Source organism: Phenylobacterium sp. (assembly GCF_030651755.1).
Classification (GTDB): Bacteria; Pseudomonadota; Alphaproteobacteria; order Caulobacterales; family Caulobacteraceae; genus Phenylobacterium.
Map to the genome: position 1 here is coordinate 1 of NZ_JAUSBZ010000123.1, position 14,187 is coordinate 14,187.

Annotated in this window: 12 protein-coding genes, 1 tRNA gene and 1 pseudogene; 5 read left to right on the top strand and 9 right to left on the bottom strand. The window is 66.6% G+C overall.

All coding sequences use genetic code 11. From position 1 onward, the window contains the following. Positions 1-558: 558 nt before the first annotated feature. Both Q7V15_RS11465 and Q7V15_RS11470 read left to right on the top strand, forming a co-directional pair. Complete coding sequence (locus Q7V15_RS11465; RefSeq protein WP_304755697.1) at positions 559-2,319, top strand: retron Ec67 family RNA-directed DNA polymerase/endonuclease; 1,761 nt, start codon at positions 559-561, stop codon at positions 2,317-2,319. A 239-nt stretch (positions 2,320-2,558) separates the two neighbouring features. Continuing rightward, positions 2,559-2,647: transfer RNA gene (locus Q7V15_RS11470), tRNA-Ile, on the top strand. A gap of 140 nt (positions 2,648-2,787) precedes the next feature. Here the strand turns inward: Q7V15_RS11470 and Q7V15_RS11475 are convergent. The 6 genes from Q7V15_RS11475 to Q7V15_RS11500 all read right to left on the bottom strand — a co-directional run bounded on the left by Q7V15_RS11475 (position 2,788) and on the right by Q7V15_RS11500 (position 8,508). After that, positions 2,788-3,255 (bottom strand): SRPBCC family protein, encoded by a 468-nt coding sequence (locus Q7V15_RS11475; protein WP_304755698.1) that lies wholly within the window; start codon positions 3,253-3,255, stop codon positions 2,788-2,790. Between the two features lie 631 nt (positions 3,256-3,886). Then, a complete protein-coding gene (locus tag Q7V15_RS11480) occupies positions 3,887-4,228 on the bottom strand; it encodes a YkvA family protein (RefSeq protein WP_304755699.1) in 342 nt (113 codons plus the stop codon). A gap of 248 nt (positions 4,229-4,476) precedes the next feature. Beyond that, on the bottom strand, positions 4,477-5,274 hold the full coding sequence (locus Q7V15_RS11485; protein WP_304755700.1) for a 3-hydroxybutyrate dehydrogenase: 798 nt from the start codon (positions 5,272-5,274) through the stop codon (positions 4,477-4,479). A gap of 23 nt (positions 5,275-5,297) precedes the next feature. Then, positions 5,298-6,083, bottom strand: a complete 786-nt coding sequence (gene yaaA / locus Q7V15_RS11490) for a peroxide stress protein YaaA (RefSeq protein ID WP_304755701.1) — start codon at positions 6,081-6,083, stop codon at positions 5,298-5,300. A gap of 52 nt (positions 6,084-6,135) precedes the next feature. After that, positions 6,136-7,545, bottom strand: coding sequence for an FAD-binding oxidoreductase (locus Q7V15_RS11495; protein WP_304755702.1), 1,410 nt, complete (start codon positions 7,543-7,545; stop codon positions 6,136-6,138). 24 nt (positions 7,546-7,569) lie between these two features. Then, complete coding sequence (locus Q7V15_RS11500) at positions 7,570-8,508, bottom strand: L-threonylcarbamoyladenylate synthase (RefSeq protein ID WP_304755703.1); 939 nt, start codon at positions 8,506-8,508, stop codon at positions 7,570-7,572. A 124-nt stretch (positions 8,509-8,632) separates the two neighbouring features. Between Q7V15_RS11500 and Q7V15_RS11505 the strand changes: the two genes are divergently transcribed. Then, positions 8,633-10,381, top strand: a complete 1,749-nt coding sequence (locus Q7V15_RS11505) for an acyl-CoA dehydrogenase (protein ID WP_304755704.1) — start codon at positions 8,633-8,635, stop codon at positions 10,379-10,381. Here the strand turns inward: Q7V15_RS11505 and Q7V15_RS11510 are convergent. Genes Q7V15_RS11510 through zigA form a run of 3 tightly spaced genes read right to left on the bottom strand, consistent with a single transcriptional unit; the run spans position 10,378 to position 12,634 of the window. Continuing rightward, complete coding sequence (locus Q7V15_RS11510) at positions 10,378-11,025, bottom strand: DUF3299 domain-containing protein (RefSeq protein WP_304755705.1); 648 nt, start codon at positions 11,023-11,025, stop codon at positions 10,378-10,380. The two genes, Q7V15_RS11505 and Q7V15_RS11510, sit on opposite strands and share 4 nt — an antisense overlap. Next, positions 11,009-11,383, bottom strand: a complete 375-nt coding sequence (locus tag Q7V15_RS11515) for a MerC domain-containing protein (RefSeq protein WP_304755706.1) — start codon at positions 11,381-11,383, stop codon at positions 11,009-11,011. The genes Q7V15_RS11510 and Q7V15_RS11515 overlap by 17 nt, the downstream gene beginning before the upstream one ends. 33 nt (positions 11,384-11,416) lie before the next feature. Continuing rightward, positions 11,417-12,634 carry a zinc metallochaperone GTPase ZigA gene (zigA, locus tag Q7V15_RS11520; protein ID WP_304755707.1) on the bottom strand — a complete coding sequence of 406 codons (1,218 nt, stop codon included), beginning with the start codon at positions 12,632-12,634 and terminating at the stop codon, positions 11,417-11,419. A gap of 180 nt (positions 12,635-12,814) precedes the next feature. On the opposite strand from zigA, the gene Q7V15_RS11525 reads away from it, so the two are divergent. Beyond that, a complete protein-coding gene (locus Q7V15_RS11525) occupies positions 12,815-13,843 on the top strand; it encodes a hypothetical protein (protein WP_304755708.1) in 1,029 nt (342 codons plus the stop codon). A 97-nt stretch (positions 13,844-13,940) separates the two neighbouring features. After that, positions 13,941-14,187 (top strand): annotated as a pseudogene (locus tag Q7V15_RS11530) (EAL domain-containing protein); the annotation flags it as partial.

Genomic DNA, 14,187 nt, shown 5'->3' on the forward strand with positions numbered 1-14,187 from the left:
GGGACGGGGCGGCAGGTCAAGGGTGGGGGCGTCCCACCGTCTGAGTTGGGCTCGTTGCCGAAGTTCGGAATGTCCACTCTGCGGCATGGCGGTGGCCGCGCGTCAGAGGCGCTGCGCAACGGCCGGGCTGGGCTCAAAGCCGCGGCCGCGAGGTCGGCTTCGGGGCTATGGACTATTGCCGGGCGGAGACAACTGGGACGGGTTCCTAGCTGACTTTCCGAAGTGCGGCTTTGCAGCTGTGGTTCAAGCCTCCAGGGGCAGGCTGCACCACTCACATGCGCTCCATCAGACCGTGCGCTCGCCGCGCCGGAGCTAGCCGAACAAAATGGAGCGTTGTGCATACCTCTTACAACTCTCAGCGGTCCTCACGACCTAGACGCTTCAAGAGGGTGCGTGCTACCTTCGACGAAGGCTTACAGGCCAGACTTGTTGTCGCGCTATTGCGGCATATGAATCAACGTCTCAACACCTCACGAGACGCTATATTCGATGATCCATTCGCATTTCCGGATGCGGGGGAAGGAGTGCCTGTAAGCCGTCTCAATTTGGATGGCGCGTTTGTCGAACCTTGCTGAGCTTCGGGCTGCGACGACCCTGAATGACTTCGCTGTGCTTCTTGATACGAAGACGCGAACCCTCATCCACACCCTGTATCGCGTCCCGGAAGCGCAGAAGTATCAAACCTTCAGCATCCCGAAAAAGAGTGGCGGTGAGCGGACAATCCACGCGCCGATAGGGAAGCTGAAGGTCTATCAACGGGCCCTGGCGAACATCCTCTACGAGTGCGACGCTGAGCTTCAGGAGCCCCGACGCAGACCGCTTTCTCACGCCTATCGACAAGGGCAGTCGATTGTTACGAACGCCGCTCTCCACAAGAATAGGCGGTTCGTTCTCAACCTCGACCTAGAGGACTTCTTTCCTACGTTCACGTTCCCTAGGGTGCGTGGCTTTTTCATCAAGGACCAGACGTTCGCCTTGAACCCTGCTGGCGCTACGATCGTTGCACAGATCGCTTGCTTTCAGGGCGCGCTGCCACAAGGAAGCCCTTGCTCGCCGATCATCTCAGACCTCATTGCCCGAATTCTAGATCAGCGCCTGGCGCGGTTCGCGAAGCAGCACCGTGTCACCTATTCGCGCTATGCTGACGACATCACTTTCTCCACCAACGCGAAGAACTTTCCTGCGGCGATTGCGACGGGCGGCAGCAATCCGGATGACCCCTGGGTGTTGGGCGATCCGCTAGTCGATAAAATTGAAGGGTCCGACTTTAGGATAAATCACGCGAAGACCCGCATGCAGGTCGAGACGTCGCGGCAGATGGTGACGGGCCTCACCGTCAATGAGAAGGTCAACATTTCCCAGACATACTGGCGCGGCGTGCGGTCAATGTGCCACTCCCTGTTCAAGACCGGCGCTTATTACAAGCCAGGCGCGGACTTAACAAAGCCAGGGTCGGTGGTGACCAGCCTTCGGCCGCTGAGAGGCGCGCTGGGTCATGTCTTCCATGTGAAGAGCACTTCGCACATCAGGCCGGTCGGCGAGCCATGGAGCCAGAGAAAACCGCCTATGATTTTCGGGCAGCGGACCCATGAGGACTTTTATTTCTACGACTATTTCGTCGCTCTGGAGCATCCTCTCCTCGTCACTGAAGGGCTGACCGATCCGGTTTATCTTCGCAATGCTATCCGGCGGCTCGCAAAGTTTCAGCCCAGGCTTGGTGAACATTCGGCGCAAGGCTTCGACTACAATGTTAGTTTCTTCAACTACGAGAACAGCATTCATAAGCTCCTAAGAATGGGTGGCAGTGATACGCTTAAGACGCTGGCCGTCAGCTACGAAAATCGCCTCGCTCGATACGGTCACAAGCCGCTGAAACACCCCGTAATCATCCTGCTAGACAGTGATTCCGGTCTCAGCAATTTCAGTAGCGCTGCGCTAAACAAATTTGGGAAGACGGTAAATCTCAACACTACGGACCCGTTCTACCACCTTGTTGCCAACCTCTATGTTGTGAAGACACCCGAGCCCGGTGGTGGGGCGAGTTCCTGCATCGAGGACCTTTTTGGGGCTGACAAGAACCGGCCTCTGGCCGGGAAAATCCTTCACCTAGACGAAAAAACTTTCGACGTGTCGAAGCACATCTCCAAATCTGTATTTGCAAAGAAGGTGATCGCTAAGGAGGCTGATCTGATCAACTGGACTGGGTTCGAGCCCTTCCTAGACCGCGTCATTGCAGTCTTGGATGACTACACCCCCCCACCGCCCTTACCCCTACCGCCGGTGCCGGCGCCGGGGGCCTCGGCGGCCGCGGCACCCTGAGATCCAATGAGCCGGATGCTGGTTTCATAGATTCAAAGTTGCCGGTAAGGCGAATACAATCAGCACTGGCATAGCTTGGAATCGGACCGCAGCCCCGTACCTGCGTCGCCAGGAGCCGGAGAAACGCGAACAGGTCAGCCTTACGACTGCCGCCAAGATCCATTCCGGCCGATAAGGCAGCGGTCGACCTTGAAAAGCTTCACCGCGTCACCATCTGAGAAATAGGCGAGAGCCTCTGAGGTAACGTGGCCGAGTCTGGTTTATGGCACCGCCCTGATAAGGTGGCGCACCCTGACGGGTGCCGAGGGTTCGAATCCCTCCGTTAATTCTAGAAACCCGCAGGACCTTTGGTCTTGCGGGTTTCGTCGTTTTCTAGGCAGCCAGGGCTATCCTTTCGTCCTGCGGCGCTACTAGTCTGAAGATCCGCTTCGCGGTGGTTCACCAAGGTCCGTTGCTGGCGCCGACCAGTCACAGCGTTGGGCGGCCGGCATACGCTTGGAACAGCGCCATAATGTGTGGCCAACCCTCGGCCGAACCCATCTCCTCGGCGTAGGCCTCGGCTCCGTCTCCGTGGCGCTCAAACTGATCGTGGATCAGCCTGACACGAGTGGTTCCGCCGAGCTTGGCAAAACAGATGGTCACTCGGCTCGCCTTGTTCGGGTCAGGTTCGGGCCGGCTATCGGGCGTGATTTGCCAGCTAAAACTCAGTTGTTCTGGTGGCGCCCATTCGAGGATGCGACCGAAGTCGATGCGGAAGCCCTCGGGCCCGAACTCGCTGCATGCCGCACCAGGTTCGCCGCCAAGGACGAGGTCCTCCATCAACTCCCCGCTATAGCTGTAGTCCCTAGGCCACCATCGACCGAACTCTCTGGTGAAGGCGGCAAACGCCCGGCCCGGAGAGGTGTCGAGCTCAAGGTCGATCTGGACGCTATGCACCCAACCCTCCGATCGGCGAGTATCGGCTGAAGTCCCTGGACGGTGGCGCCTGGGACGTGCACTCGCGCCAAGAGTGTCTGGTTCCGGGATCTAAGCCAAGTTCCGGAATTGGCGCACTCCCGCCTTCTCAACCCGCCGGAGCGCATAGCCGTATGCGGGTCACTCTGTCCGTTCCGGTGGCTTGCGACGGCGCCGCCACGCGTTTGCTGCCAAAGGCACCGCTGCAATGAATGGGGTCATTCTGCCGGCGCGAACTAGAAGACGCTCCTCCTGAGATAGGAAAACAGTCTCAGGCACGAATAGAGACGCCCGCGTGGGGCTTCTGCGATTAGCTTCTGGGGCGTCGATGCCCCTTGTTGACGCGTAGAGTTCCGCTGAGGCGAAAGCGACGAAGACAAAGCCCAGCGCGACCCCGGTCTCGATGAAAGGGCGCTTCATTTCCGCCTCGCTAAGTGGTGCAAGTGCCACAACCTGACATGGCGCCGCCGCATGACGCAAGCGGCGCTGGCGGTTCAGCCAATGCCCGGTTACTGGCTCTGTTCTCAGGTCGCCTTCTGGTGCATCCTTGCCGTCGCCGTCATCGCCGAGAGGCGGCCGCAGGGCAGACGTCCGGAACCGCCGAGGTGGGTGGTTAGAGGAACTTGCTCCAGCACCAAGCTGCGGCAGCTAGGCATCCGGCGATCCACAGGATCACTATCGCCACAGCCATCGGTCTGTTTTCCGGCTTTGCCAGCTCAACCGCTTCCGCCCGAAACTCAACCATCAAGTGGTCGGGGATCAGCCAAACCGCGAGAGCGATCCTTAGCGGCACAATCAACAGGTCGTCCAGATACCCCAGCACAGGGATGAAGTCGGGGATCAGGTCGATGGGACTCAAGGCGTAGGCTGCAACCGCACCCGCCACCAGCTTCGCAGCCATCGGCGTGCTCGGGCTACGCGCGGCGAGCCAGAGCGCGACAACATCGCGCTTCAAGGTCCTGGCCCATGACCTGATCTGTGTCAGCATGACTTTGGTTGTGAGGGGACCGTCAGAGGTTCGCAATGGGTCGTTTCAGCCCGCTGTCAGTCACCCCGAAACGGACGCTCATCGTCGCGGAGGAATGTCTGCAGTCTAGCTTAGAGCCAACGTCAGAAGGTGGCGTCAAACGGCCACCGCACCTGCGTGCCCCTTGCTGGGGCGCGTGTCCTCGGATCAAGCCTGAAGACGACGGCTTCCTGCCCTCACGTCGCCGTCCAGCCGCCGTCGACCGAGAGCGCGGCGCCGGTGGCTGAGGCGCCCATGTCGGAGACGAGGTAGAGCAGCATGCCGGCCAGGTGGTCGTATTCGACGAAGGCCTTGTTGGGCTGGGCGGCCAGGATCACCTCGTCCACCACCCGGTCTTCGGAAATGCCGCGGGAGCGGGCCTGGTCGCCGATCTGGGCCTCCACCAGGGGGGTCTTCACATAGCCGGGGCAGATGGCGTTGCAGGTGACGCCGGTGCGGGCGAGCTCCACGCCGACGGCCTTGGTCAGGCCCACCACGCCGAATTTCGCCGCCACATAGGCCGACTTGAAGGGCGAGGCCACCAGGCCGTGGGCCGAGGCGATATTGACGATCCGGCCGCGCCCTTGCGCCTTCATGATCGGCACGGCCGCCCGGGTGGCGTGGAAGGCTGAGGACAGGATGATGGCGATCAGGGCGTCCCACTTCTCGGGCGGGAAGTCCTCGATGGGCGAGACGTGCTGGATGCCGGCGTTATTGACCAGGATGTCGAGGCGGCCGAACTCCCGGCGGGCGAAGTCCACCAGATCGGCGATCTCGTCGGGCCTCGTCATGTCGGCGCCGTGATAGCGGATCGACGAATTGGTGCGGGCCTGCAGCTCGCGCCGGTTGGTCTCGATCTGGGCGGGGTCCCCCAGGCCGTTGAGGATCACATGCACCCCCTGCTCGGCGAGCGCCGAGGCCAGCGCATAGCCGATCCCGCTGGTGGAACCGGTGACAATGGCCACATGCCCGGCGATTCCATAATCTGCGGCCATTACGCGCTCTCCCCCGGGTGAATTCAGGCCGCTGCGGCGGCGTTTGGTTGCTGACGGATGAAGGTCCATTCGCCGGGCTTTGAGTCGGCGGCCACGAACCGGTAGCCTTCCTGATCAAAGCCCCGCAGATCATCGGCCCGGCTGATCCGGTTGTCGATGGCCCAGCGGGCCATCAGGCCGCGGGCCTTCTTGGCGTAGAAGCTGACGATCCGCGCGTGGCCGTCCTTGTCCTCCAGGAAGCGCACGGTCAGCACCGGCAGCTTCAGGGCCCGGGCGTCGACGGCGCCGAAATATTCCTGACTGGCCAGGTTCACCAGGGTCGGGTCTTCATGGCTCTCGGCCGCGGCGTTCAGGGCCAGGGCGATCCTGTCGGCCCAGAAGTCATAGAGGGTGGCGCCGCGCTTGGTTTTCAGCCGCGTGCCCATCTCCAGCCGGTAGGGCTGGATCACGTCCAGCGGCCGCAGCAGGCCATAGAGGCCCGAGAGGATCCGCAGGTGATCCTGCGCCCAGTCGAGGTCGGCCTTGCTCATCTGCCGGGCGCGCAGGCCGGCATAGACGTCGCCATTGAAGGCGAGCGCGGCCTGCAGCCCATCCTCGCTCTGCGGATCAAAGGCCTGGAACCGGGCGCGGTTCAGCTCGGCCAGATTGTCCGACAGGGACATCAGTCGCTTCAGGTCGGCGATGCTCAGCTTGCGGGTGGTCTTGGCGAGCTCGGCCACATCCTGGTCGAACTGCGGGGCGGTCATGCCCAGCAGCTTGTCGGGGGCGGAAAAGTCCAGCGCCTTGGCCGGTGAAAGGACGAACAGCATGGCGCGGTCCTTTGACGGGTCTTCATGACAAAGCCAAGGCGTTCGCGCGTCTTTAGAAGTGAACCCGGGGATTCATGATCCGCTTTGGGTCCAGGGCGGCGCGGATCGCCCTCAGGGCCGCCACCTCCACCGGCGCCTTGTAGCGCAAGGCTTCTTCGGTCTTCATCGCCCCCAGGCCGTGCTCGGCGGAGATCGAGCCCCCCAGGCTGGCGACGATATCGTGAACCCGGCGCGATCCTTCGTCGCGGGCCGCCGAGTGGGCGGCGTCATCGCCGCCATCGGGGCGCAGGACGTCATAGTGGATGTTGCCGTCCCCCACATGGCCGAAGGCGCAGATCCGACAGCCCGGGGCGAAGCCGGTCATGGCCGCGCCGGCGGCCTCCAGGAAGTCGGCCACCCGGCTCACCGGCACCGAGACATCATGCTTCCAGGTGGCGCCCTCGGGCTTCTGGGCCGGGGACTGGTTCTCCCGCAGGGACCACAGGGCCTGGGCCTGGGTCCTGGTCTGGGCGACCACCCCGTCGGCGATGAGGCCGGTCTCCAGGGCCTGGGCCAAGAGTCTCTCCAGCGCCGCCTCGGCCGATCCCGGCTCGCCAGAGGCCAGCTCGACCAGGACGTACCAGGGATGGGTCTCGCTCAAGGGATCGCGCTGGCCGGCGATGTTCTTCAGGGCGAAGTCGACGCCCACCCGACTGATCAGCTCAAAAGCCTCGACCCCGCCGCCGGCCGTCTCCTTGGCCCGGGCCAGCAGCTCCAGCGCCGCCCGGGGACTGGCCAGGCCGACCATGGCGGTGGCCCGGGACGGCAGGATGGGAAACAGCTTCAGGCTGGCGGCCGTCACCACGCCGAGCGTGCCCTCGGCGCCGATCAGCAGCTGCTTGAGGTCATAGCCGGTATTGTCCTTGCGCAGGCGCTTGAGCCCGTTCCAGATCTCGCCATTGGGCAGCACCGCCTCCAGGCCCAGAACCAGATCCCGGGTCGTCCCATAGCGCAGCACTGCGGTGCCGCCGGCATTGGTGGAGATCACCCCGCCGATGGTCGCCGTGCCTTGCGAGGCGAGATCGAGGGGAAAGCGCCGGTTCTTGGCCAACGCCGCCTCATGGGCCCCGGCCAGGGTTACGCCGGCCTCCACCACCATCACGTCATCCAGGGCGTCCACATCGCGGACGGCCCGCAGGCGTTCGGTGGAGAGCAGGATCTCGCCCATGGGGATCTGGCCGCCCACCAGGCCGGTGTTTCCCCCCTGCGGGGTGATGGGGACGCCCGCCTCGAAACAAATGCCGACCACGGCGGCCACGTCCTGGGTCGAGCCCGGCAGGGCCAGGAACGGCGTCTGGCCGCTCCAGCGGTCGCGCCACTCCAGCAGCTTGGGCGCCAGGCGATCAGGGTCCTGGCTCCAGCCGCCCTCGCCGAGCACGGCCTTCAGGCGGGAGACGACATCGGCGGGAACGGAAATGGTCATGGCGGGAATCTAACCCCTCAAGCCCTAGCCGACAAAGCCCGCGGCGCGCCGCAGGCGATCCTCGATCGCTTCGCCCAAGCCGTGGGCGGGTATAGGCGCCACGGCGATGGCCCGGGGCGCGGTGCGATCGGCCGCCCGCAGATAGGCGAACAGGTGGGCGGCGGCTTCCGCCAGATCCCCCGTGGGGCTGAGATTGAACACGCGAGGCCCTTCCGGCGCCCCCGGCCCGAACGCCAGATAGGCCTCATGAGCCTCTGGCGCAGCCACATTCAGGCGCACCGGGGCCTGGGGGGCGTAGTGGCGGGCCATGCGGCCGGGCGAGCGGCGGGCGTCATCTTCGGCCTCGGCCAGCGGACCGATCACCGCCTCGATCTGAGCGCGGGTCACGGCGCCGGGCCGCAGCAGGCGCGGTTCGTCCAGCAGGGCGACCACGGTGGACTCCAGCCCCACGGCGCAGGGCCCGCCGTCCAGGGCGGCGAGCGCAAAGACGCCGGTCTCCTCCAGGGCGTCGGCGAAGGTGGTGGGGCTGGGGCGCCCCGACCGATTGGCCGAGGGCGCGACCACGGGACGCCCCAGGGCGGCGATCACCGCCCGCGCCAGCGGATGGCCTGGAACCCGGATGGCGACGCTGTCGAGCCCTGCCCGGGCCAGGTCGCATACCGCCTCGCCGTCGGCCACCGGCAGAACCAGTGTCAGGGGGCCGGGCCAGAAGGCCTGCGCCAGGGCGAGCGCGCGCTTATCAAACACCCCGACCCGCTGGCCCATGGCGAGGTCGGCCACATGGGCGATCAGGGGATTGAACCGCGGCCGCCCCTTGGCCTCGAACAGGGCGGCCACGGCGCGGGGATCGGCCGCGTCGGCGGCCAGACCATAGACCGTCTCGGTGGGCAGGATGGCCAGCGCGCCGCTGGCCAGGGCCTGAGCGGCGCGATCCACCGCCAGATCGGCTTGCGTCATGGTCATGGTTCCATCCTGAAGTCGGCCCGGTGATAGCCGCAAACCCCGCCCCTTGTCGCCCTGAGGACCGCAAGCCTTGGTGACGCAACGTCACTCGGCCTAAATAGCCCTGCCTCAACAGGAGCCGCCCATGACCTTCCGCGCCCCCGTCCGCGACATCGCCTTCGCCCTGAACGTCGCCGGCCATGGGGACCTTGTGGAGACGAGCTTCCCGGAGCTGGACGCCGACACCGTGGCGGCCGTGCTGGAGGCGGCCGGCGCCTTCACCACCGAGGTTCTGGCCCCGCTCAACTGGGCCGGCGATCAGGCGGGCGCCAGCCATGCGGATGGCAAGGTCACCGCCGCGCCGGGTTTCGCCGACGCCTACCGCGCCTTCGCCCAGCAGGGCTGGAACAGCCTGTCGGCCGAGGCCGAACATGGCGGCCAGGGCCTGCCCAAGGCCATGGAGCTGGCGGTGTTCGAAATGGTCCATGCGGCCAACATGGCGTTCGGCCTCTGCCCCATGCTGACCCAGGCGGCCATCGAGGCCCTGACCCTGCACGGAACCGAGCGGCAGAAGCGTCTGGTCCTGCCCCGGCTGGTGTCGGGGGAGTGGACCGGCACCATGAACCTCACCGAGCCTCAGGCCGGCTCGGACCTGGCCGCCCTGACCACCCGGGCCGAGCCGGACGGGAACGGCGGCTACAGACTCTATGGCCAGAAGATCTTCATCACCTGGGGCGACCACGATGCGGCCGAAAATATCTGCCACCTGGTCCTGGCCCGTCTCCCCGATGCGCCGCCCGGGGTGAAGGGCATCTCGCTGTTCCTGGCCACCAAGCGGCTGGTCAAGGATGACGGCGCCCTGGGCGAGGCCAACGCCCTGTGGGCCGCCTCCATCGAACACAAGCTGGGAATCCACGCCTCCCCCACCTGCGTGATGATGTTCGACGGCGCCCAGGCCGAGCTGGTCGGCGAGCTGAACCAGGGCCTGGCCCACATGTTCGTGATGATGAACGCCGCGCGCCTGCAGGTCGGCGTCGAGGGCGTCGGCATCGCCGAGCGGGCCTTCCAGCAGGCGCTCGCCTACGCCCAGGACCGCACCCAGGGCAAGTCCGCCTGGGGCGGCGCCTCGCCGGCCCCCATCTATGACCACCCCGATGTGCGCCGCACCCTGATGCTGATGAAGGCCAAGATCGAGGCGGCCCGGGGCGTCTGCTTCATGACCGGCGTCCTGGCCGACCAGGCGCGGCTGGCCCCCACCCCTGAGGCCCGGGCCAGCGCCAAGGCGCGCCAGGATCTGTTGACCCCCATCGCCAAGGCCTGGTCCACCGATGTGGGGGTCGAGGTGGCCTCCCTCGGCGTCCAGGTCCACGGGGGCATGGGCTTCATCGAGGAGACCGGGGCGGCCCAGCACTATCGCGACGCCCGCATCGGCCCGATCTATGAGGGCACCAACGGCATCCAGGCCCTGGATCTCGCCGGGCGCAAGCTGTCCATGGGCGAGGGCTCGGTGATGGACGCCCTATGCGCCGAGATGGCCATGACCGCCGAGGCCCTGACCGAGCGGGCCGACCTGACCGAGGCCGGCCGCCGGCTGGCGCAAGGGGTGGCCGCCCTGGAAGCCGCCACCGACTGGCTGCTCAAGAACCGCGGGACGCCCTCGGCGGCCGGCGCGACCCCCTATCTGAAGTTGGCCGGCGATGTCATCGGCGGCTTCGTCCTGGCCCGCCAGGCCCTGGCGGCGGCGGGCTCGGACGATCCGTGGATGCAGGCCCGCCTGCCCCTGCTGAGGCTCTATGCCGGCCAGGTCCTGGCGGGCGCGCCGGGCCTGGTGGCGGCGGTGACCCAAGGGGCCGAGGACCTGGAGGCGGTGAGCGCCGCGGCTCTCGCCGGTTAGAGACCGCCCTCAACCTCCTGGACCACCCGGGCCGCGCCGTTGTGGATCTGGAAGAACAGGCCCTTTTCGCCATTGTCGGTGAGCGTCAGGACGCCCTCCACCTCCACCAGGTGATAGCCGGCGCGGATGGGCCGTTTCAGCCAGACCTCGATCACCTCGTTCGGCTCAGCCGGCGGGTGGTAGAAGCAGACCGGGGTATAGGGCGAGATCAGGAAGCGCGTGGTGCGCTCGGCCATTTCCAGGGGCAGCATGAAGCCCTGGATCTTGAACGGCTTGCCCGCCAGGGCGCGGACCTCGGCGGGATGGCGGGCCCGAAACAGCTGGGTTGGTTCGTCCACCCAGACGGACGTCTTGCGCAGCTTCGCCCACTGGGGGCCGTCGGCGGTGGGCAAGGTCAGCTGCAGGGCCCGCTCGCTGACCAGTTCTTCGACCATCGGCGATTGGCCGGACTCGAACTCCGCCCACATGTCCTCGTCGGAGCCCGCCTCTGAGGTCACATCGGGGTCCAGCGGCGCGGCGGCCTCGACCGTCGTGGGCGCGACAGGGGTCGGCGGCGGCAGGTCCGGCGCCTGCGCGGATCGTTCGCCGCAGGCGCCGAGCAGCAGGAGCGCCAGAAGCAGGCCGTGCTCAGCTCGAATGGACATGGGGTGGGACGACGCGGCCTCTCCAGTTCACCAGATGACCCCCGGCCAGGGCCAGGCCGCCAGCCACCGTCATCAGGGTTTCTGCGTCGGGATAGGACAGGGCCGCAGCCATCAGGGCAAGTCCCGTCGCCGCCAGGGCGATCGCCAGGGGGCGACGGGGCCGCGTCAGGAGCAGGGCGCCCGCCGACAGGGGGGCGGCCAGGAGGACGAAGGTCAGGTGCACCCATTCGGCCTCACTCCAAACCCCCAGCAGGGGCGCGAAGGCGGCGGCCACGGGCAGGGCCAGGCAGTGGATCAGACAAAGGCCAGAGAGACCGATAGCCGACCCGTCGAGCAGGTGAGCGGTGGAGGTTTTCATGGGCGGACTCGGCAAAAAAGGGGGGCGCGTCGCTCAGGCGAGCGCGGCTTGCGGTTGGGGCGCAGGCCCCCATTCGGGGAAAGGGTCGGCCAGGCGGCTCCAGGCGTTCGGCCCCCGGCGGGTCTCCTCGGGCGTCAGCAGGGCGGCGTCGAACAGGGCGGTCAGGGCGGCCTGGTCCATGTCCTTGCCGATCAGCACCAGTTCCTGGCGGCGGTCGCCATAGGGCGCGCGCCAGCGGCTGGAGATGGCCTGGCGGGTCTCTTCGTCCTGGGGACGACGCTCCGGCGGGATCGCCGCCCACCAGTAGCCGCCCCATTCGAAGCTCATGGCCGCGCCGGCCTGGCTCCAGGCGCCGGCCTTGGACATGCGGGTGGCCAGCCAGAGGAAGCCCTTGGAGCGCCAGACGCCGGGCCATTCCTGCTCCAGCAAGGCCTTCAGCCGCTCTGGATGAAAAGGCCGCCGGGCGCGGTAGACGAAGGTGGAGACTCCATACTCCTCCGATTCCGAAGGCGCGCCGAATTCCAGGGCCTGGCGCCAGCCGGGGGCGGCGGCGGCCTTTTCCATGTCGAACAGGCCGGTATCGAGGATGTCAGTCAGGGGAACCTCGCCCTTGATCGCCCGGACGATCCGGGCGCCGGGGTTCAGGGCGCGCAGCACGGCCTCGACCTCATGGGCCACCTGCGGCGAGACCAGATCGGTCTTGCTGAGCACGATGACGTCGGCGAACTCCACCTGATCCACCAGCAGATCGACGATGGAGCGGGCGTCGTCGGTCCCCAGGCTCTCCCCGCGGTCGGCCAGGCGCTCATAGCTGGCATAGTCCCGGTGGAAGTTCAGGGCGTCGACCACGGTGACCATGGTGTCGAGGCGGGTCACGTCGCGCAGGGATTCCCCGCTCTCCTCGAGGAAGTCAAAGGTGGCGGCCACCGGCATGGGTTCGGAAATGCCGGTGCTTTCGATCAGCAGATAGTCAAACCGGCCCTCTGCGGCCAGGCGGCGCACCTCGGCCAGCAGGTCCTCGCGCAGGGTGCAGCAGATGCAGCCATTGCTCATCTCCACCAGCCGCTCCTCGGTGCGCGACAGCTCGGCCCCGCCGTCGCGGACCAGCTCGGCGTCGATGTTCACCTCGCTCATATCGTTGACGATCACCGCCACCCGCAGGCCCTCGCGGTTGCGCAGGACGTGGTTCAGCAGGGTGGTCTTGCCCGCCCCCAGAAAGCCTGAGAGCACCGTCACCGGAAGTCGCCGCATACGTCCGATCCTCATGATGTTATACTATAACATCTACGCGCGGCGGGCGGCGGTCAAGGAACTTTTGTAATAAGATAACACTGACAATACCGGAGCGTAGAAACGAGACTCCCGGACCGGCGTTCGGCTAGGATGGCGGCGACGCCTGGCGTGAGTCCGGGCCAAGGGGAAAGACCGACCATGAAGACCAGACTGATGACCCTCGCCGCCTTCGGCGCCCTGTTCGCCGGACCCGCCCTGGGGGAGGAGGCCTGCGAGGCTCAGCCCGTGGCCCGCTGCTCGGGCGCCGAATGCGCCAGCGCCACCGGCGCCCTGGCGGAATTGGGGAATGTCACCGATCCCAAGACCGGGCGCAGCTTCTTCCTCGACATGCCCTGCGACCTGAAGCCCGGCGAGGAGGTGACGGTCATCCTCAACCTCCATGGCGCCGGCTCCATCGGCAACTGGCAGCGGCACTATTTCCCGGCCGTCGACTACACCGATCAGCGCCGGCTGGTGGTCGCCACCCCGACGGCGGCCACCGAGACGGCCATGTGGCCGGGCGGCCCGCCGGTGCGCCGCTGGGACGGCGGCGCCGACGACGCCCATCTGCAGAACATCACCGAGATGGTGTTCGAGAAGGTCGGCCGCTCCAATGTGGCGGCCTTCTGGCTGGCGGGCCACAGCCAGGGGGGCTTCACCTCCAGCCGGATCGTCTGCAGCGACTTCTTCAAGGACAAGGTGGATGGCTGGCTCAGCCTGTCGGGCGGCCGCATCGGCCAGGCGCCCTTTGTCGCCGCCTTTGGTCCGCCGCTGGCCGACGGCTCCCCGCCCCCGGCCCGGGCCGCCATGCCGGGCGAGATGAAGATCGCCTGCGACATCTCCCACATCTTCGCCATCGGCGAGCATGAGATCGCATCCCTGCCCGACACCTCCCCCTGGGCGGAGAAATACGCCTGCGGCCCCCGGGTCCGCCGGCCCGACGTGGTGGACGAGACGCCCGGCCACGTCTGGGACTATGCCCGCTCGACCTACAAGGTCTGGGGTCTGGCCGCCGCGCCGGGCGTAGCGGAGATCTACGCCTGGCAGGACTGCCAGGACGGCCGGGTGGTCGCCGACGTGGTGCGGATCAACAAGGGCCATACCGAAGGCCTGGAGCCCCAGGTCACCGAGGCCATCCTCGATCTGATCCAGTCGGCCCCCGGCGGCAAGGCGCGCCAGGGGACCTGAGGCGCAAGGCCCCTGCGACCGGCTGTCGCGGGGGCCCTCCACCCTTGATTCAACCTTTCCGGGCCAGGTTGCGGACGATTGTTCCAGGGAAGCCCCCATGACCTCCGCGCGTAAGACGCCCCCCGCCCCCTGCCAGGGCTGCCGAGACGGCGCCGGCCTCGACTTCGACATCTCCATGGCCTTCCAGCCGATCATGGACATGGAGACCGGCCAGCCCTTCGCCTATGAGGCCCTGGTGCGGGGTCCGGCGGGAGAGTCCGCCTGGAGCGTCCTGTCCCAGGTGACCGAGGAGACCCGCTACGCCTTCGACCAGCAGTGTCGGGTCAAGGCCATCGAGGCGGCGA